Source organism: Wolbachia endosymbiont (group B) of Sphaerophoria taeniata (assembly GCF_947179355.1).
In the GTDB taxonomy this organism is placed as follows: Bacteria; Pseudomonadota; Alphaproteobacteria; order Rickettsiales; family Anaplasmataceae; genus Wolbachia.
This window is the reverse complement of record NZ_CAMXAW010000002.1, coordinates 66877-85773: the sequence shown is the minus strand read 5'-3', so window position 1 is coordinate 85773 and position 18897 is coordinate 66877. Positions and strand designations below refer to the sequence as shown.

Here is an 18897-nt window from a genome sequence, read left to right as displayed (position 1 = left end):
TTAGAGCAGCCGGCAAAATTGCAATACATATTACCGCAATAACTAGAAATGAGAAGGATCTATATGGTAATTATAGATTTTTCCAGACCTTGAAAACAATAAATAGACAGTAAATTAGAGCTACTGCAGAAAAAACAAGAATAGCTGCACTGATTGCTTGACCATTGTAAACGTAGCTTGTTAAGCCGATAAAAATAGCCATAATAAAAGCTCTAATGAATGAGAGTGCAGAAGAAGCCGTACCTTTAATTTCAGGAAAAACGTTTATTGATGAGTTAAAAACCACTGGCTGGCATATTGCACAACCAATAGAAAAAATAATCATAGATAGTGTTACCAAGTAAAAAGAATGGGGCATGATTACACTGAGTATTACAAGCAATAGAGATCCGATAGCACCCACGCTCGTACCAGAAATTACACACCATGCTGCTCCAAATTTTTTTAGGATCTTAATGGCAAATAGGCTAATTAGTGAGAAGGACCCAACTATTGCACCTTGATGTAGTGCATAAATAGTGCTGGATGGCTTTGTTGCATAGCACTGATAGGCATGTAAATCACAGTGAATTTACGCAGCTAATTTAAATTTAGCCATACCTATATCAGTAAATTTGTTCAATAAGTAGCACTTAATTAACAGCTCTTTTTCACGATTTACCTCTGATTTATTTTTCAAGCCAAACCCAAATATTTGCTTCAACCTATAGAAAAAGACTTCAATATAAGACCGTGCTCCATACTTAACTTTTTTCTTCCATTCATTAATACCATCTTCATAATTCTCATATGACCTAATTCTACTAATATACTTGTTTCTTTCTGATAAGTAGTCAGCTAAACAAATTTTAGTATCCTTCCTAGGGCGAATAATAGGCACAATATTGTATTTTCTGCATTCTTTATACACACTTTTTATATCATAAGCCGCATCTGCTCGAATAGAACAAATGTTATATTTATCACTGACTTCTTCTAACATATCGCAGACCGGCAAATAGTCTACAGCAACACCACTAGTGTAGTTCATGCTTATTGCTTTCTTATCATTTATGTTTAAAACAACATGTAATTTTCTTACTTGACCATAACCACTGTATTTCCTTTTTCGAATATTAAGCTTACTATGCCCACCGTTATTATTGTAGATACTAACTCTAGTGCTATCTACGGCAATTTCAACATTTTCCAGATCATCTTTATTGCTTCTATGGTCATCAATCTTCAAATTAAGCTTTTTAAATCTTCTGGAAGCTTGTGTATAGCTGATAATCTTAAGTTTTTTGCCTATTTGTACCATATAACCTTTTACAAAACCTACAGCTTGTCTCAAGCCAATTCTAAAAAGATGAACTATTATGTGTATTAAAATTACAACTTTATCACTATAAGTGTTATTGCCACCTGCAACTTTTGGACTATTTTCATACCAATTTTCTATGGCTTGATTAACAAAATGAAAAACATTTCCTCTTTTTTTGAGAAACTCGTTATATTCTCTTTGGTTACTTACTCTCATTTTTTGTGGCATAAGTTGTACTTGTTTGAAAAATGCCTATTTTACAACAAAATGCGTTAGTAGCCATATATTAAAAAGCTTTTCTTCTTACAATAACCTCAACCAACACTAGCTATGCAACAAAGCCTTGCTGGATAAGCCAAAAGTTTCCATATACAAAAAAGGTCCGCAAGTAATGAATGACATATAAGCAGCAGAGAAGAGGCTCTGCTGCAAAGACAGAACCATAAATTTTGAACTCGATAATAATTTTCTGTAATCTTTCATCATTTTTTTCAAACTGAAAATATCGCGGTCCTTTTTTGTTTCTGGTAACAGAAAAAGCAGTAAAATCCAAGAGATCAAACAAAGTATTGCAACAGTTGCATAATTACCACGCCACCCTACAGCACCATTGATAAAACTTCCTAAAACAGGTGCAATTGCCATGACAACTGTAAGAACAGAATTCATGATTCCAATAAATTTTACTGCTTTGTCGCCTTGATAGCTATCTGCAATTATGGCAAACACAACTACAGACGTGCTGACACCAATACCCTGAACAAAGCGAGAAATTAAAAGCCAAAAAATCGACGGTGCAAAAACACAACCAACAGCGCCGACGAGTAGCAAAGTATTACCTATGATCATCATTCTCCTTCTACCATAACACTCGGATAATGGACCAAAAAACAACCCTCCTATGCAAAAGCCTAAAAAATTATAAGCAATAGTTAATTGAATTGTGCCTTCTGATACGTTAAAATAGTGCACCATATCAGGAAAACTGGGTACGGAAATGTCAATTTCAATGAACTTAGCAATTAGAGACAGGATTAACAGAAATGGTAGTAACATTTGAGATTTTCAATTAATGAATAAGAATATCACATTTAAAGCGTTGAAAGAAGGACATTTTTTACTGTTATTAAAATGGTTAGAAACACCTCACGTAAAGCTATGGTGGGATGCGGATATAAATTGGACACCAGAGTTAATTGAGAAAAAATATAGCAATTATGTCAAAGGATTCAAACGTTTAAAACTTAAGACACAAATTATTGAAAAACCAATGCATGCATTCATTATTAATTGTGACGGAGTTGATATTGGTTATATTCAATACTATAACAAACATGATTTTCCACCTGAGCAGGGCTACGATACTTCTGAGCTTCCAGAAAGCTGTGCTGCTATAGACTGGTATATCGGAGAGCTGGATTATGTGGGCAAAGGCATTGGTTTACAAGCTTTGAATATATTTTTAAACGAATTTGTCTTTAAAGTTTATGAGAATGCCTTTGTCGACCCAGGTATAGCAAATGTTTGTGCAATCCGTGTTTACGAAAAAGTTGGCTTTAAAAAAATTATGGAAAGTAATAGTGCGATTTTAATGATTAAGGCAAGAATTCCTGAGAACCATTCAAGATGAGTGTTTTTTCAACAATCTACCTAAATTACTACAAGTGGTTTATAAAAATATACAAGGAGCTTTATACAAACTTAACATAATTTAATCATAAAAATATCATTATTAAGTCCTATATAAGAACAAATTTTGGCACTCAGTGAATCTTTTTTTAACTAACTATGAACTTGATTAATTGGAAAATAAATTTTACTTACTTTTACAATACCTTAAAATCTAATATCACTTTATCAGCAAAGATATCACAATAGGCTAGTATGTTCTTTACTCTTTTCCTCAAAATATTACCTATTTACATTACAATACTTATTGGTTACTTAGCAGGAAGATATCTTAAAATTGATAGAAATACTATATCTCAAATACTCTTTTATATAGCTAATCCAATAGTGATTTTATACGGAGTATCTCATACAGAAGTTAATTTAAAAGTAATTTCTCTGCCGATTTTGATATGGTTTATAGGTAGTACTATGTCCTTATCAGTGTATTATCTTTCTTCTTTTTTATTTAAGGACAACACGAGAAACATATTAGCGTTTAGCTCGGGCAGCACAAGTATGGGTTATTTTGGTCTACCGATTGCCATGGCTTTATTTGATGAAGATTCAGTGTCTGTGTATGTTGTCTGTTACATAGGAATGGCACTATTTGAAAATAGTTTGGGATTTTATATAGCTGCAAATGGTATCTATACTGCAAAAGAATGCGTATTAAAGTTACTCAAACTTCCCTCATTATATGCAATGATTCTAGGTTTCTTTTTAAGTATATATGATATACAAATACCCACTTTTTTGACAGATGTTATGATAAATATCAGAAGTACATTTATCACATTAGGAATGGTGCTGCTTGGAGTAAGTATTGCACAAATTACAAATTTTAAAGTAGATTGGAAGCTTGCCTTGACCACTATTGTAGCAAAGTACATATTCTGGCCGTCATTTGTTTTGGGAATTGTCTTGCTAGACAAGCATGTTACAGGTATATACGATGAAAGCATCTATAAAGCACTGATGTTACTGGCTATTATTCCGATTTCTGGATCCAGTATAATACTTGCTAATATTTTAAATTACCAACCAGATAAAGCTACTTTATTGCTCCTAATTAGTACTGCAGTGGGACTATTTTATGTTCCACTTATAATATCATTATTTTTTACTAAACTTGTCCCTTTTTGATCAAAAATTTAAGCGCTAGCCTATTCACAAAACTTGAATTTAGACTAGACTTCTTGGATAATCATAAAAGAAACTAATCCTTTTTTCCTCTCCTTTCTTATTTTTTTACACAGAATAGGAAGTTATCAATTGATGGAATTTTCGCAATAATGTCAATAGCAGTAAGATTTCCTACACCTTTTAGCAGGTCTATAGTTGAATTTGGATGTTCTATGAGCAGCAACAAATAAATGTAACTTGCCTTTTTCTATATGATGCTATTAACCGAATAGGTATTCGCTTGACATTTCCATATCTTTGTTATCATTAGTAATACTAAAGGGAAAACTAAACTTAATAAGATTTGGAAGCATATTGTTGTTCTATGATTCACGTAATGCTGCTATGCCTTCGTTGCAGACGTTGTCATAAAGTAAATTAAATTCTTTAATATTTGAAAAACTACCACCCCTTAGCGCACTCATTAATATTATTTCACTTTCAACATCAATATCATTAGAAATTAAATCAAGTTTAATAAGATTTGGAAAGTTACCATTCTTTAACATTTAGTGATTGCTATTGAGCCTTCTGCGCCAATAATGCTAGAAGTTAATTTACACTCAGTAATATTTGGAAGATTAATATTCTCTAATGCTTCATTTAAAACTTCTCCGCACTGAGCATCAATATAACAATTAGATAAAGTCAAGCTTGTAATATTTTGCTTTTTCTGTAAAAAGTTTACTAGCTTTTCCATATATACATATAGATTATTTAACTCTAAGGTGTTACTATTAACATATTGATTAAAGTCAACTTCCATGGTTTCTGTAAGTTATAGAGCTGCTAATTATAGCATAAATTTAAATAATTGTCAACCTTATGAACAACTAACTTTACTTCTTTTTAACCTGATACCTATGCTTTGTTTCAAATTTCCATCAAAAAGTAACATTACCCCCTCCAGTCAACCTTTCTGCTTCATTTCGTGAAATCAATGCCTCAATAAATTCATCTAGTTCACCTTCTTTTATAATCTGTTCTAGTCGATGTGAAGTGAGATTAATTCTATGATCTGTTATTCTTGATTGTGGAAAGTTATAAGTTCTTATACGTTCAGAGCGATCTCCAGAACCAATTTGGCTTTTCCTCATTGTTGACCTTTCCATTTCTTTTTTTTGTCTTTCAATTTCGTATAGCCTTGCTCTCAACACTTTGAGCGCTTTAGCCTTATTTTTGTGCTGCGATTTTTCATCTTGCTGTATTACAACTATCCCTGTTGGCAAGTGGGTGACCCTTACTGCGCTGTCAGTTGTATTCACTGATTGCCCTCCAGGACCACTGGATCTATAAACATCTATGCGTAAATCTTTTTCTTCTATTTCAAAGTCAACCTCTTCTACTTCAGGTAATATTGCAACAGTAGCTGCGGAAGTGTGCAATCTTCCTGAGGATTCAGTTTCTGGCACTCTTTGTACTCTGTGCACCCCTGACTCAAATTTCAGTCTTGCAAAAACTTCTGTTCCATTAATGAGTGCAGAAGCTTCCTTATAGCCACCTATACCTGTATTAGAAATACTTATTGGCTCAAACTTCCAATTTCTTCTTTCTGCATATTTTTGATACATACGAAATAACATCGCTGCAAATAATGCTGCTTCTTCTCCGCCTGTGCCTGCTCTAATTTCTAATATTGCATTTCTTGAGTCATCTTCATCTTTGGGTAATAATGCCAACTTTAGTTTTGCTTTTACTTTCGGTAATAGTATCTTTTGCTTCTCAAGAAGTTCTTCTTTTGCTAACTCTTTTATATCACCATCGCTGTTCTCATCTTTCATGATTTCTTCTAAATCTGAAATTTCCTCTTTTAATATATTATATTCATCGATTATCTCGATAATTGGTCTGAGTTCAGAGTATTCCTTTGAAAAACTAACGAATTCTTTTTGATTCAAATTGGTAGGGTTTTCCAGATTTCTCTCTACATCAGAAAACTTTTTTTTTAAGTCTTGTAAATTATTCTCTATATCCATATAGTACAGGTCTAGTTTTCAGCTGTTTAAGTAAGTAATATATACTGAAATAAAAAATTTCTTATATCAAGCAATAACACTATAATTATCTCGAATATTTCTACCTAAGTATAATGGCAAAACAGATAACATCAATCTGCAGCTTCATATTTGGAGCTTCAGACAAAAAATCATTACCAGATGAGTCGGCTCCAGAGATTGCATTTGCTGGTAGATCAAACGTAGGAAAATCAAGTTTAATCAACTTGCTGATAAACAGCAAAAAAGCTGCAAGAGTTTCTTCTAAACCTGGATGCACTAGACAAATAAATTTTTACTCTATGTACAATGATAAGTTTAGGATTGTCGACCTACCGGGTTATGGCTATTCTTGTGCAAGCAAGGAAGAAGCAGTACAATACTTAAACCTAATTGAGTACTATCTAATTCACAGGAGAAATCTAAAAAGAGTGTTTGTGCTTATAGATAGCAAGGTAGGATTAAAAGAAATAGACAAAGACTTTGTTTATTGGTTAATATGTAATAATATTAACTTTAATATTGTGCTAACAAAAATAGATAAAGTGAATCAGGAAAGTCTAGATGCTATTCTAGAAAATACTCAAAAGTGGGTTAATAATGAACATGTATCAATTCATCAAATAAGCATTCGTGTTAAGCATAAAATCACCAAGGTAAGAGATGAGTTTTTCAAATTTACAAGATAAAAAAATGAAAAGTGATGAATCTTTAAATGGTAAGATGCCATTGAAGGAAAAAACAGAAATATTATTTGAAGTTCTGTCTAACATACCTAAATTTGTAGGCGAAACTTTTATCATCAAATGCAGCAGTGTAATAATCTCAGATGAAACGCTGCTTAGTGCTTTTGCGCATAATGTTGTTCTGTTGAAACAGCTTGGTATAAATCCGGTGGTAGTTCATGACGGAGAATATGAAATTAACTTAGTGTTAAAAATGCTAGGTATGAATGATAAGTTTATAAATGGTGTCAGACTTACAGACAAAAGCACTATGAAAATCATTGAAATGGCACTGTGTGGTTCAATTAATAAAAAAATTGTTCAGCATATAAATTCTGCTGGTGGTTCAGCTATTGGACTATGTGGAAAAGATGGCAACCTCATAAAAGCTGAAAAGATAAGCACTACGCTTAGGGAAAATAGATTAAATAATATTGAAAAAATACTAGACATGGGATTTATCGGTAGACCAACTGAAATCAATCCTGATATATTATTCTTTATTGAAGAATCAGATTCTATACCAGTTATTGCACCTATCGGTTATGGAAAAAATGGAGAAACATATCATATTGATACTGATAGCACTGCAAGTGCAATTGCACTTGCAGTTTACGCATCTAAAATGATAATCTTGAGTGATACAGATGAAGAAATAAACAAAGTTGGCAATGGAAGAGTCTTGATTAAAAATTTAAAAGAATCGATTGATTGTGGAAAAATTAAAGGAGAAAAATTTGTTGAAAGGCTTATGTCATATACTAAAATGGTAGAAGAATGTGCAGGGGTTGTTCACATAGTTGATGGTAGAGTACCTAACATTATACTTGATTTATTTACTGAGAATAATTCAGGTATATCAATAATGGATGATTAATAGCTGTACTGCTTATAACCATATGAACATTGAAAATTTGGGAATAGCTTATGTCAAATTCCTATTCTCTTTTCCAGTTTTTTAGGTTTTTTTTTCTTGCAAGCATAATAGTTTCGTATACATAATGAAAGCAAATGGTATTTTTAGCTTGATAACAGAGGAAAATAAAGAGGGCTTGGGTGTAACACTCAAATAATGATTTACCTTATGGATACCGCTAGAAAAGTTGACTAAGGTATACAATTCTCTCTGCGTCAAGTTACTCAAGATATCGAATCTACAAACGCTTTGGATTGAGTGTGTTTGATCAATTTGAGTGCTTTAAATGAAAGGCGAAAATTGAGCATACTACGCCTCTGTACACAGTATCTTTAATGCAAATGCCCATGTGATTCCATAGATAATCTCTGTTTTTTTATTTTATCTGTCCATTTATCATTCTCTATATCTTGTTTGTTGGTTGCTCTTTTTTCTTGCTCAACAATTGCCTTATCTATCTTCTGATGAATTGCATCAATTGCATTAATTGCATTTTTTTCTTTGTATACTTCGCTTTTTCCTTCAACAATTAAATTGGTAAAAATATTTACAACAAACTGCACTTGATTATGATTAACCTGACCTTTTATCGAAGAAGGTAAAGAGTTTAATTCCATCAATACTTCTGATGCTGTTTTATCTTGAGTGGAAAGCCCTAAATTATCTGCTACTTCACTTATTAATAACTCTCTGTTTTCTTTATTATCTTCCAATTTAGTATAATCACGCAGTAGATCCATAACTGCAGATACTCTGACTTCAATAATATCATCAACATCTTCACCTCCTAGAGCAACTCCTGATTCCAATAACTTCTCTCTGAGGTTTTTGCTTAAAAGATTAATAAATTCTTCATTTGCATCTGATCCTATGGTTGATATCGTACCATCTAAATAGTTATTTACTTTGATTTGAGTACCTAAGTCATGCTCTATTTGTATTTTTGTCTCATATTTAAATCCTAGTTCTGCACAGAATTTCTGAAAATATTCTTTAATAATGTCAAACAAGCTCTTGCCATTATCTTTATAGTTTTTTAGCTCTTCAGGAATAGTAAGTGATAACTTACCTTCTTTATATATTATACCATTTTTGCTATCTTGAGATTCAAGTGTGAATTCTAATGAGCTGGATAGGTCACATATTTTCTCTTTCGGATTGTTAAGCGTGGTTATAGGCATTGCCATATCAGACTTCACTTTTATGTGGTTGTGATCAGTGCAGTAAATGTTTAGCGCTTTTTTAGGACTATGTGGAATCAAGCTACAACTACTGAGTGCTGCATGAGATTCATTAAATATACCAGCTTCATACCCTGCTTGATTACAATTGGTGACTAGCTCTTCTAAAATAGCATTACTTGGAACTTCTGCCCCAGCGTACCTGAACATTTCCTTGAAAATTTCCTTTGCTAATGCACGGTAATCTTTTTTGGAGAATAGATGATAAGAGCTTCTCCCTGCGTTATAAAATCTCTCAAATTCCTTTCTATATTCATCAATTTTTTTTTCATCAGCAACTGTAGGGCTATTACAATGATTTTCCCAAACTTCAGATAGTCTATCTTGATCAAGCTCCTTAAGTGCTGGTTCCATAAAAGCTTTACCTTCTTCAGAGAGGTTATCAAAATTATCACGGTTAAAAATCTCATTTTTATAATCTTTAGCTCCTTCCTTAAATGCAATAATAAAATTTTTATCTATTTCTTTTTCATTAATAATAAAATTCATTCTTTGAAAATCTAAGAACATTGTTTCACCGGAATTCGCTAATTTATTATCTTGATCTGCTCTTAATTTACTAAAATTGAATTCTTTAGCTGTGGCCTTTAATCTAACTACCGGACTCTTCTTTGCCTCTTTCATAATTAACACCTTACTATAAATATGCTGTAAGTTGTACCATATAATGATGAATAATTTTATAATATATAAAAAAGTCGATAGTCTATTTCTTTATTTTAGGGATATAGGAAAGGCGTAGATTTCTCTTTTCATTTGTAGCATGCTGCATTAATATTTACGTATTAATCTAGAAAATAGTGATGAATAATATTGTAATTGTTGGTCTGCAATGGGGTGACGAAGGCAAGGGTAAAATAGTAGATTATCTTTCTGAGAATGCAGATGTAGTTGTGAGATTTCAGGGAGGAAATAATGCAGGGCACACTATAGTAATAGATGATGAGGTTTATAAATTAAATTTACTGCCCTCTGCTGTTTTGAGAGCGGACAAAATATCTATTATAGGAAACGGTGTTGCTCTTGATTCACATGCTCTAGTCTCAGAAATAGAGTCATTGAAAGTTAAAGGAGTGGACGTAAACTATAACAACTTGATGGTATCCGAGAGCTGTCCATTAATACTTAGCGTACATAAGGACAAGGAAAAGCTATTTGAAGATTTAAACGGAAATCACAAAATTGGTACAACAAACAAAGGGATAGGGCCATGTTATGAAGATAAAGTTGGCAGGAGAGCTATACGCCTTTGTGACTTAGAAAACACAGATGAGCTGAATCAAAGAGTGGATGCTCTCCTGAGTTACCATAATGCTATCAGAAAAGGACTTAACTACCAGGTAGTTAAAAAAGAAGAAATATTAAAGGAAATTCAAGAGATTTCAGAAAAAATTCTTTTATATAAAAAACCTGTGTGGAAGATATTAAATGATTTTATGAAAGAAGGTAAGAAAATAATATTTGAAGGCGCTCAAGGCGCATTTTTAGATATCGACCACGGAACTTACCCTTTTGTTACTTCAAGTAATACCGTAGCATCGCAAGCGATAACAGGCTCAGGATTATCCTACAATGCTCACATTATTGGTGTAGCAAAAGCGTATACAACAAGAGTGGGTAATGGTCCATTTCCTACTGAACAAAATAACGAGATTGGAGACAGCTTATTTTCTATAGGTAAGGAACTTGGAACAGTAAGCAATAGAAGAAGGCGCTGCGGATGGTTTGACGCAGTTTTAGTGCGCCAGGCCGTACAACTCTCTGGAGTTTCAAGCATTGTATTAACCAAATTAGATATTCTTGATTCTTTTGATACTATTAAAATAGGCACTGGTTATAAGTATGGCGGAAAAATGTATGATTATTTACCCGCATCACATTCAATACAAAAAGAATTAGAGCCAATATATGAAGAATTTCCTGGTTGGAAAGAGAAAACTCAAGGCAAAAGGTCAGTTAAGGAATTACCTGCAAATTTGATGAAATATGTGAGAAAAATAGAAGAATTAATAGGTGTACCAATTCATCTAATTTCAACTAGTCCCAATAGAGAGGATGTTATTAAGCTTAAAAATCTATGAAAACGTCTTGTTAACTTTTATCTAATAAAAAACGATACTTGTGTGACTTCAAGCAATCTATTATGCAAAGTAGCAGCGTAAACGTACAGTGAGCAGTGTGATTTTTCTTAAATACATGTTGATTGTTATAATATAAACATAGTTAAAGGAGGCGTATTATGATTGCAGGTTTGACTAAGGGAGACAAAGCAGTAAAAGCGGAAAAAACAAGTGATCAGCTGAGAGAATTGTCAGTTGCAGAATATGTAGTTAAGTCAATACATGACTTGCAAAAATTGCATAATAGATTATGTTCATCACAGGGCAACAATTGTGTTAATGATAGAGAGAAGTTTGTCCAAGATAGTGATGGGCTTGGTATATTTCAATTTCTCAAAAGCTATATTAATGATGCAGAAAAAAATGAGCCTTCCATTAAGAACCTTACTATAATGAAATTTCTTCGCTCAATTATAGAAGATAGGGAACTGTATAAAAAGTTATGCAGTTTCGATGATTTTCTCGATTGTGAGTTAGAAAATTTGAGAGATAAGATAAGCTTATTAGCGCTTTTGAGAGAAAAGATGGACTTTACTGATATACAAAAAGCTTATGGTAATTGGCGTTTTAGTAATCTAGTAGGTGATAATGATTTTAAGCGAATGTATGTGGATGAAGCAGTAAAAGAAAGAGAAAAGCCTGTTAATGAGGACTTTGAGAAAAATATAGGTAAATACATAGAGTTAGTAAAGGAAGGAAAAGAAGTTGCAAGTAGGTATTTTGGAAAATGGAAAGAGGACTTTCAAGTTTACTGTGAAGAAATTGACAATAATAATAAAGTTTTGAATATTAACCTTACTCATTACGACAATAGTGAGCCAACAAAGATTAGTGACGTTTTACAGCAAGAGAAAGATATTAAAGAACTGAATATCTATTGCAATAAAAAACATGAAATACACGCTCATAAAAAAGATAAGAAAAGATATTATGAATTTAAAGAAGGTGCATATTATGAAATGACAAGCACTTGGGCTGCAAAAGATGGATCAGGAATGTGTACCATGATTATGAATGTGAGTAGCGATGGCATAACTGAAATACTAAAATTTAATGGTGAAGATTTTGTTTCATCGAAGGAGATTCTAGAATTAATAAAGCAAAACGATGAATTATATATTCAAGGTCTCTCCTTATATGATGCTGTAATGGAATCACTAGAAGAGAATAGGGCTACTCCTATTAATCTTTACAATGAATCTATGGTGGCTTATCAAGGTAAGGAACCAGAGGGGAAGTTAGATCATAAAGTTGATGCTGATAATAGCCTTCCTTCTTCTCCTTCTATTAATAGTAATGCATTGGAAGCCAATTTACAGCATACTGAAACTCAACCAGAAATTGCTTCACAACAAATAACTGATTTACAAAACAGTTTTGGAAAAGAAGAGCGAAAAAACACGGAATTGCAAACTGAACTGGCACAAAAAGATGAAAAGTTAGCAAGTGTGTTAGCAGAGTTACAAGAGAAAGCACAAGAACTTAAAAATGTATGTGAAGCAAAAGGAAAGCTAGAGGGTAAGCTAAAAGGTGTTAATACAGAAAAGAAGGAGTTAGAAGACAAATTAAAAGAAGCAGCACACATAATGAAGGAAAAGGAGCAGTATGTAAGCAATTTAAAACTTCAAGTGCAAGAGTTGAAAGATGAGCATAAAGCACAACTGGAATCTTATGAACAAGGGATATGCAAACTAGCATGGGAAGTTGAAGAGTTAAGAAGCAAGCTAGAGTGTGAGAATGAATGGGATGATAAAGTTGTAGAAATAGCTGATGGACTGGGAGAAAAAATTCATGCTGATGAACAAAGAAGCCTCAATAATCAATTTTATACTCCAACAAGAAATATTTTTAATGAGACTAATAATGAGTCTTGTGTTCCACTGGAAGAAAAGATGACGTTACTCAGATCTTCAAGCTCTGATGGCGGGTATGGTAGTGATAATGGTTTATCTTCTAACATGAGTTCTATTGAACAAAGAAGCTTCAATCATCAATTTTATACTCTAGCAGGAAACGTTTTTAGTGAGCCTGATAGTGCCTCACAAAAGAAGACAGAGTTATCCAGATCTTCAAGTTTTGATAGTGGACTTGATAGCGATGAGGAAAATTGTGATAATGATTTATCTTCTAACATAACTTCTATTGAGAAGGTAGTAGAGAGTAGAAGCGTAGGTAGCTCGCTTTCCTCTTGCATTGTTAAGGAGATGATTGGAGTTAAGTTGCAAGAGCAATACTCAAGTAGAGTATAAAAATCTCCTGTATTGATAATAATTTAAAATCTATAGTAGACTGAAAAAGATTATTAAATTATAATACGACAATGATAAAAGAAGACAAATCAAAAACAATTTTTGAAGTGGAAGGGGCAGTAACTGCTTTACTACCTGCAGCAGAATTTAGAGTGAAGCTGGACAATGAACATGAGATTATCTGTCATGTATCAGGGAAAGTGAGAAGAAGTAAAATACGCATAATTATAGGCGATAGGGTGTTGGTTGAGATGAGTGTTTATGATAGGAATGCAAAAAAGGGTAGGATAATTAGAAGGCTTAAAGGTACAAGTGACAGAACGATCTCTAAATAATCTTATTCTTGCTTCATCATCGAAAAGGCGTATAGCTTTACTAAAACAAATAAATATTGAGCCAGGTTTAATTTTGCCAGCAGACATAGATGAAGTTCCTTTAAAAAAGGAACTTCCAAGAGATTACTCAATCCGTATGGCAAAAAGTAAAGCTGAGAAAACACAAAGTTCAAATCCAAATTACTTTGTGCTTGGTGTTGATACAGTTGTTGCTTGTGGTAGAAGGATACTGCTCAAAGCTGAAAACGTTGAGCAAGCAGAAAAATGCGTTCGCTTGTTATCAGGAAGAAGGCATAGAGTATACACCAGTGTGTGTTTATTAACTCCTGATCAATCTAAACAGCATATTAGGACTGTAGTTACAATAGTGAAATTTAAGCGTCTCAGCGAACAAGAAATTAAATACTATTTAGCATCAGAAGAGTGGAAAAACAGGGCAGGGGGGTGCAACATACAAGGTCTTGCAGGAATGTTTGTATTATTTTTACGTGGCTCATACTCTTCTGTAATAGGGTTACCATTACATGAAACCCATTGCTTGCTAAGTAATTACTTTAACCTATACTAATACCACTGTCCTTTTTTTGTTTTTCTTCAGCAATAAGTTTAGCCCAGATTCTATTTCTATTTGCTAATGCAATTCTATTGCGATCAGGACTATCATTGCGTTCTGTTAAAGTATCTTTTCTTTCCTCTTCTACTATTCCAGCTTTCAGTTGTGCTGCATCTTTTTCTAGCAATTTATATAGTTCGCTATTTTTGTCTATAGTCAGATTAGTATTATCATTTTCTTGTTCTGCTTCTTGTTCTGCCACTTTTCTTTCTAATAACTTACGTACAGGGTCATATTTTTTACCTTCTTTTATTTCTTTCAACATACTTTCTGAGAATAAATCTTTAGTAGCCTGGTGTGAAGGTTCTCTCAATCCTTTATTCAATTTTTCCAATGTATCTTTTGGTTCAATGGTTTCTAATTTCTTCTCTAATTGCTCAGAATTGACCTGAAAATTATAGTTACTAGTGTAAGTTGGAGATGAGTAACCTGAGTCGTTTATTTCTTTCTCCTCTGCATTGTCTTTTAGCAATCCAGCTGCTAATAAATGTTCTTTTGTTTGCCCACTCATTTTCTTTTGATTTACTGGTTTTAGCAGGAATTTCTGAGTTTCTTTATCCAACTTACTGGTAAATTCCGTAAGTAGGTTATCATCTCTTTGTTCAACATTCATTAAGCTCGCTTTTAACTGTCCAGAATTTACTTGAGATTGTTCATGATTAGAGTGAGTTGGAGATGAATAGCCCGAATCGTTTGTTTTTATGTCTGTTGAGCTGTATTCTAGCGACTCATTTTCTTGTTCGGTTTCTTTTTGTTCATCGTTTCCTCTTTCTTCGTTTTCCTTAGTGCTAAGATAATCTTTTTCTTGTTTATAATCTGATTGAGGCTTTGAAAGCGTTATATACTCATCTTCGTTATCGCTCCAACCATCTTCGAAGTCAGAAAATTCTCCATCATACTCACTTGCACTACGTAATAACTCATTTTTTGCTTTCCATGCAAGAATCGAAGCTACATCATTTAGTGGTTGCTTATTTCCAGTATTGCTTGATTCTTTAGCGTTTTCATACTTAAATGCACCTTTAACTTTTTTGAATGCAACGTCTTGTGCTGCTGCAGTGCTTTCAGTAGTTGTAGGATCAAAAATTGCACCTTTTTGCCGATTATTAGATATTTGCTCACTTTCATCTGATCTTCGGCTTCCAGATGCAGTATATCCAAACGTAGTAAATGTAGACTGCCTATCGTTTTGATTTTGGCTTACAGATTTGGTGAAAGCAGTACTGTTTGAATGATCAGAATATGGAGAATTGTAGTTATTTCTACTATTAATCCGTATTGGCTGATACTCACCTTTTTGCTGATTATTAGGTAATGAACTAGTTCTAGGTGGAAGTGACGGTGGAATCTTTTTAGCAGATGCGTTATTAGAATTTGTAGTGCTAGTCGTTACATGCTTAAACTCAACTTCTTGATCTTGATTAGCTTGAACGCCAATACCTTTACTAATATCACTTTCTATGAAAGTTTCAGATGATTGTTGTTTCTCTTGTTCTTGTCCTTTCTCCTTGAATTGTATTTGATATAGGAATAAGCCACCTATTTTTACATCTGTGTTTGCTTTTAATTGTTCCTCAGTAACACCATTACGTTCAGTTAGATCTACACCATCTTTATCAATCTTGATTTTGATAGTACATTTTTTTCCATTTTTGTCATGCCAATTCAAAGTCATTTCATATGAACCATCGGTTACAACATAATGCCTTATTCTTTTCTCTCCTTCTTCGGCAACAAAACCGTGCATTCCGCTCTTTCCATCACTATGCAGCGTTGAAAATCCCGAAATTCCTTTCTTCTGACAAAAGTCACTATTTAAAAACTCGCTGATTTTAAACTCTTTTTTGTCATCTCCCAGTGTAATACTTGCGTGATCGCCATATATTGAAACTCCTGCGATATCATCAACATACTCTTTTAACCTTGCTTTAACTTCACTTTCAAGCTTTTGTTCGGCTTTCTTTATCTTGTTATGCTCTGGAAGAATAACTTCATAAGCTTTATTTTTGTCTTCATCTATCTCCAAATTCCAGATGGGGTGCTTTATTAGAAACTTTACTGCATTAAAACCAACTCTGGAATTATAAATTGGGTCGTCTTCCTTTTTTATTTCATCGAATAAAGTAAAAAATCCTCGAATGAATTCATGATATTGTTGTGTGCTTTGAGTATTCATATTTTCCCTCACTAATAACCCTCTGCCTTTTAGCCTTAGCTAGTACAATTATTACGGGAATTGATTTAGTTTTTATTAAAGAAGTTGTATTGCTAACGTGATGACATGAGCTATTTTATGTTCACATCAAGCAATTTAAGTTGTCATTCCAGTCTGGAATCTAGATTTTTCTAGACTTGATCCTATAGTCAAATTCATAACTACAAACGTTATAATATAAGAGTAATTTTCACCAAAAAGTATGTCATTCTAGTAGCTGACACTGGGATCCAGTCGCACTCAGTTAGTGAGCATAAAATTATTATGTTAAAACATAACATTTTTGATGAAGTTCATGAAAGGCTGGATTCCAGACTGGGATGACAACTTAAAATATTGCTTTAGCTCTGTTTTTGCAACTTCAAGTATTTGCTACTCATAGTAAATACTTCTGGATCTTGAGAAGTGAGCTTGAGTATAGCAAGTATGTTAATAAAAAGCAAAGCAGCAATCGAGATATCAGCTATATCCCAGAGTAACTTAACTCCACCAATTGCACCAAATGGAATGATTAAGGTAAAAACTACAGTCCAGATTTTGGTGTATTTATTATCCATAGATACATAGCGTATTGTTTGTTTTGAACAAAAAAACCAAGTAAAAATAGTAGTAAATGCAAAGCAAAACATTATGGTCATAATAAAATAGTCAATATAGGGCCAATTCATAGCTTTTCTAAAAGCAAATATGCACATGTTAGTGCTCTCTAAATCAGTAATCCAAGAATCTGTGACAAGCAGTACCATTGTTGTAATGAATACTATGAGTGCAACTATAAAAGGAGATATTATTGTGATTAGACTCTGTTCAATGATAAATTTATTGTTATTTTTTTTAGGAGTAATCGAGGAGTGTACAATTCCTTCGAGGCCAAGTCCTATATCTGTTGCAAAAATACCTCGCAAAGTTCCAACTTGAATAATAGTCAACATTTCTAAAATTAAACCTAAAGATAAACCAGAGTTAAAGCTACTAGTTGTAAAAAAACTGCTTGTTATTAATTTTAGAGAAGGAAGGATATTTTCACTAAACTTAAATAATATTATACCGCAAAGTGTAAGGTAACTCACCGTCATTATCGGTATCATAGCCGATATAAAAATTTTAATTTTTTTTAAGCTGAGAGCTGCAACAACAAAAAATATTATGGCCATTACAATGCCGCCAATAACTACAGGTACATCTACCATGCTGAGTGGTATTGATAGAGAATTTACCTGAACAAGATTACCAACTGTTATTGAAACTATTACCATAACAATTAGAAACACAATTGTAGCTTTGCTAGAGTTAAATGAGTCATTCATGTAGGCTACAGGTCCACCTATAAACCGTCCATTTTTTTCTTTTCTGGTTTTTATACTTAGGTAACAAGTAACATATTTTATCACAGAAGTAACAACAATAATGATTGCCATCCATAAAATGGATCCTGGTCCTCCGGTTTTTAGCGCAACAGCAGTTCCTGAAATATTTCCTACTCCTAAATTTCCCCCTAAGATTGTAAACAGAGCAGCTATAGAAGAAAATTTATTTTCTCCTCTTTTAGCTCCAATAAGTGAAAGGGCATACGGTAGTCTAAATATCTGCAACCATTTTAGTTTAACCGATAGGTAAACACCAGCAACTAGTATGAGTAGTATTGTTGGCAGTAATAAAACAAACTTTACTGTATCCATCTGTAAAAGAGAGATTTTTACTTGAGTATATAGCAAAAGTTGAAAAATACCTAACCTATTTTCTATGTATGACTTCGGTTCCATTATTCTAGCACCTCTTATCTTGTCATACCAATCACAACTGTATGAACATTGTAATATGGTACAATGTTAAAACAATGTCATTCCAGACTGGAATCCAGAAAATGAACAATGGATCATAGTTTTAGCTACTCGGATGATAAGAAAAGGATACTTGAATGACAAGAAAGGGGACACTAGAAAGAAATGGGTGTCATTCCAGTGCTTGACACTGGGATGGCTTTGTTGCATCACTCAAGAGAAAAGAACTGGCAGTTACTGACAAAATTCATTATAGAATAGCCATTTAACCATTGAAGAAAAAATATGCCACAGCAAATGAAAGTCAGTAACTGCAATGAATATAACAAATTTCTCCAAGAAAGAGGAAATATTTTTCATTTAGGCAAGGTGTTGATAAGAAGTTTAAGCTACAAGAGCATTAAATACACTGATGAAGTACGAGAATATCTAAATCACATATTGAAGCAACCTTCAACAAGTGTAGATGGAGCACAAGCACAATCTTTAGCAGGTGAAAAGAAACAACTATAGTTTTCGTTATTGTTTAGTGTTGACCTAGAAGGTCAACAC

General features: G+C 33.1%; 17 protein-coding genes and 1 pseudogene. 10 read left to right on the top strand and 8 right to left on the bottom strand.

All coding sequences use genetic code 11. The annotated features are described in order from the left end of the window. Positions 1-215 precede the first annotated feature (215 nt). Positions 216-344 (top strand): hypothetical protein, encoded by a 129-nt coding sequence (locus ONG75_RS01595; protein WP_264375592.1) that lies wholly within the window; start codon positions 216-218, stop codon positions 342-344. 227 nt (positions 345-571) lie between these two features. On the opposite strand, the gene ONG75_RS01590 is transcribed toward ONG75_RS01595, so the two are convergent. Both ONG75_RS01590 and ONG75_RS01585 read right to left on the bottom strand, forming a co-directional pair. Continuing rightward, positions 572-1531: an IS5 family transposase gene (locus tag ONG75_RS01590; RefSeq protein WP_264375556.1), complete on the bottom strand. Its 960-nt coding sequence runs from the start codon at positions 1529-1531 to the stop codon at positions 572-574. 117 nt (positions 1532-1648) lie between these two features. Then, positions 1649-2359 (bottom strand): annotated as a pseudogene (locus ONG75_RS01585) (MFS transporter); the annotation flags it as partial. Between the two features lie 16 nt (positions 2360-2375). Here ONG75_RS01585 and ONG75_RS01580 point away from each other — a divergent pair. Both ONG75_RS01580 and ONG75_RS01575 read left to right on the top strand, forming a co-directional pair. After that, a complete protein-coding gene (locus ONG75_RS01580) occupies positions 2376-2933 on the top strand; it encodes an acetyltransferase (protein WP_264375590.1) in 558 nt (185 codons plus the stop codon). Between the two features lie 254 nt (positions 2934-3187). Beyond that, positions 3188-4117, top strand: a complete 930-nt coding sequence (locus tag ONG75_RS01575; RefSeq protein WP_064125222.1) for an AEC family transporter — start codon at positions 3188-3190, stop codon at positions 4115-4117. 362 nt (positions 4118-4479) lie between these two features. Here ONG75_RS01575 and ONG75_RS01570 read toward each other — a convergent pair whose 3' ends face one another. The 3 genes from ONG75_RS01570 to prfA form a co-directional block, all read right to left on the bottom strand. Further along, positions 4480-4665 (bottom strand): hypothetical protein, encoded by a 186-nt coding sequence (locus ONG75_RS01570; protein WP_264375589.1) that lies wholly within the window; start codon positions 4663-4665, stop codon positions 4480-4482. Then, positions 4659-4922, bottom strand: a complete 264-nt coding sequence (locus tag ONG75_RS01565; RefSeq protein ID WP_264375588.1) for a hypothetical protein — start codon at positions 4920-4922, stop codon at positions 4659-4661. Before ONG75_RS01565 ends, ONG75_RS01570 begins: the two co-directional genes overlap by 7 nt. Before the next feature lie 118 nt (positions 4923-5040). Continuing rightward, complete coding sequence (gene prfA, locus ONG75_RS01560; protein WP_264375587.1) at positions 5041-6132, bottom strand: peptide chain release factor 1; 1092 nt, start codon at positions 6130-6132, stop codon at positions 5041-5043. A 110-nt stretch (positions 6133-6242) separates the two neighbouring features. On the opposite strand from prfA, the gene yihA reads away from it, so the two are divergent. Together yihA and argB are read left to right on the top strand one after the other, a co-directional pair. After that, positions 6243-6839 carry a ribosome biogenesis GTP-binding protein YihA/YsxC gene (gene yihA / locus ONG75_RS01555; protein ID WP_369800778.1) on the top strand — a complete coding sequence of 199 codons (597 nt, stop codon included), beginning with the start codon at positions 6243-6245 and terminating at the stop codon, positions 6837-6839. After that, positions 6814-7752 carry an acetylglutamate kinase gene (gene argB, locus ONG75_RS01550; protein ID WP_017531630.1) on the top strand — a complete coding sequence of 313 codons (939 nt, stop codon included), beginning with the start codon at positions 6814-6816 and terminating at the stop codon, positions 7750-7752. Before yihA ends, argB begins: the two co-directional genes overlap by 26 nt. Before the next feature lie 371 nt (positions 7753-8123). Here the strand turns inward: argB and ONG75_RS01545 are convergent, their stop codons facing one another. Continuing rightward, positions 8124-9656 carry a hypothetical protein gene (locus ONG75_RS01545; RefSeq protein ID WP_264375586.1) on the bottom strand — a complete coding sequence of 511 codons (1533 nt, stop codon included), beginning with the start codon at positions 9654-9656 and terminating at the stop codon, positions 8124-8126. 179 nt (positions 9657-9835) lie between these two features. Here ONG75_RS01545 and ONG75_RS01540 point away from each other — a divergent pair, with 179 nt between their 5' ends. The 4 genes from ONG75_RS01540 to ONG75_RS01525 all read left to right on the top strand — a co-directional run bounded on the left by ONG75_RS01540 (position 9836) and on the right by ONG75_RS01525 (position 14304). Further along, positions 9836-11113, top strand: a complete 1278-nt coding sequence (locus tag ONG75_RS01540) for an adenylosuccinate synthase (protein ID WP_010401253.1) — start codon at positions 9836-9838, stop codon at positions 11111-11113. Between the two features lie 158 nt (positions 11114-11271). Then, on the top strand, positions 11272-13401 hold the full coding sequence (locus tag ONG75_RS01535) for a hypothetical protein (protein ID WP_264375585.1): 2130 nt from the start codon (positions 11272-11274) through the stop codon (positions 13399-13401). 71 nt (positions 13402-13472) lie between these two features. Then, the gene (infA, locus tag ONG75_RS01530; RefSeq protein WP_052264695.1) at positions 13473-13736 is read left to right on the top strand and encodes a translation initiation factor IF-1; all 264 of its coding nucleotides are present in this window, start codon (positions 13473-13475) and stop codon (positions 13734-13736) included. Then, complete coding sequence (locus tag ONG75_RS01525) at positions 13714-14304, top strand: Maf family nucleotide pyrophosphatase (RefSeq protein WP_010401248.1); 591 nt, start codon at positions 13714-13716, stop codon at positions 14302-14304. Before infA ends, ONG75_RS01525 begins: the two co-directional genes overlap by 23 nt. Here ONG75_RS01525 and ONG75_RS01520 read toward each other — a convergent pair. Beyond that, a complete protein-coding gene (locus tag ONG75_RS01520; RefSeq protein ID WP_264375584.1) occupies positions 14291-16525 on the bottom strand; it encodes a hypothetical protein in 2235 nt (744 codons plus the stop codon). The genes ONG75_RS01525 and ONG75_RS01520 overlap by 14 nt on opposite strands. 380 nt (positions 16526-16905) lie before the next feature. Beyond that, positions 16906-18243 (bottom strand): alanine:cation symporter family protein, encoded by a 1338-nt coding sequence (locus ONG75_RS01515; RefSeq protein ID WP_029237595.1) that lies wholly within the window; start codon positions 18241-18243, stop codon positions 16906-16908. A 387-nt stretch (positions 18244-18630) separates the two neighbouring features. Here ONG75_RS01515 and ONG75_RS01510 point away from each other — a divergent pair, with 387 nt between their 5' ends. Then, entirely contained in the window at positions 18631-18858 is a 228-nt protein-coding gene (locus ONG75_RS01510) for a hypothetical protein (RefSeq protein WP_264375294.1), read from the top strand. Positions 18859-18897: the final 39 nt, after the last annotated feature.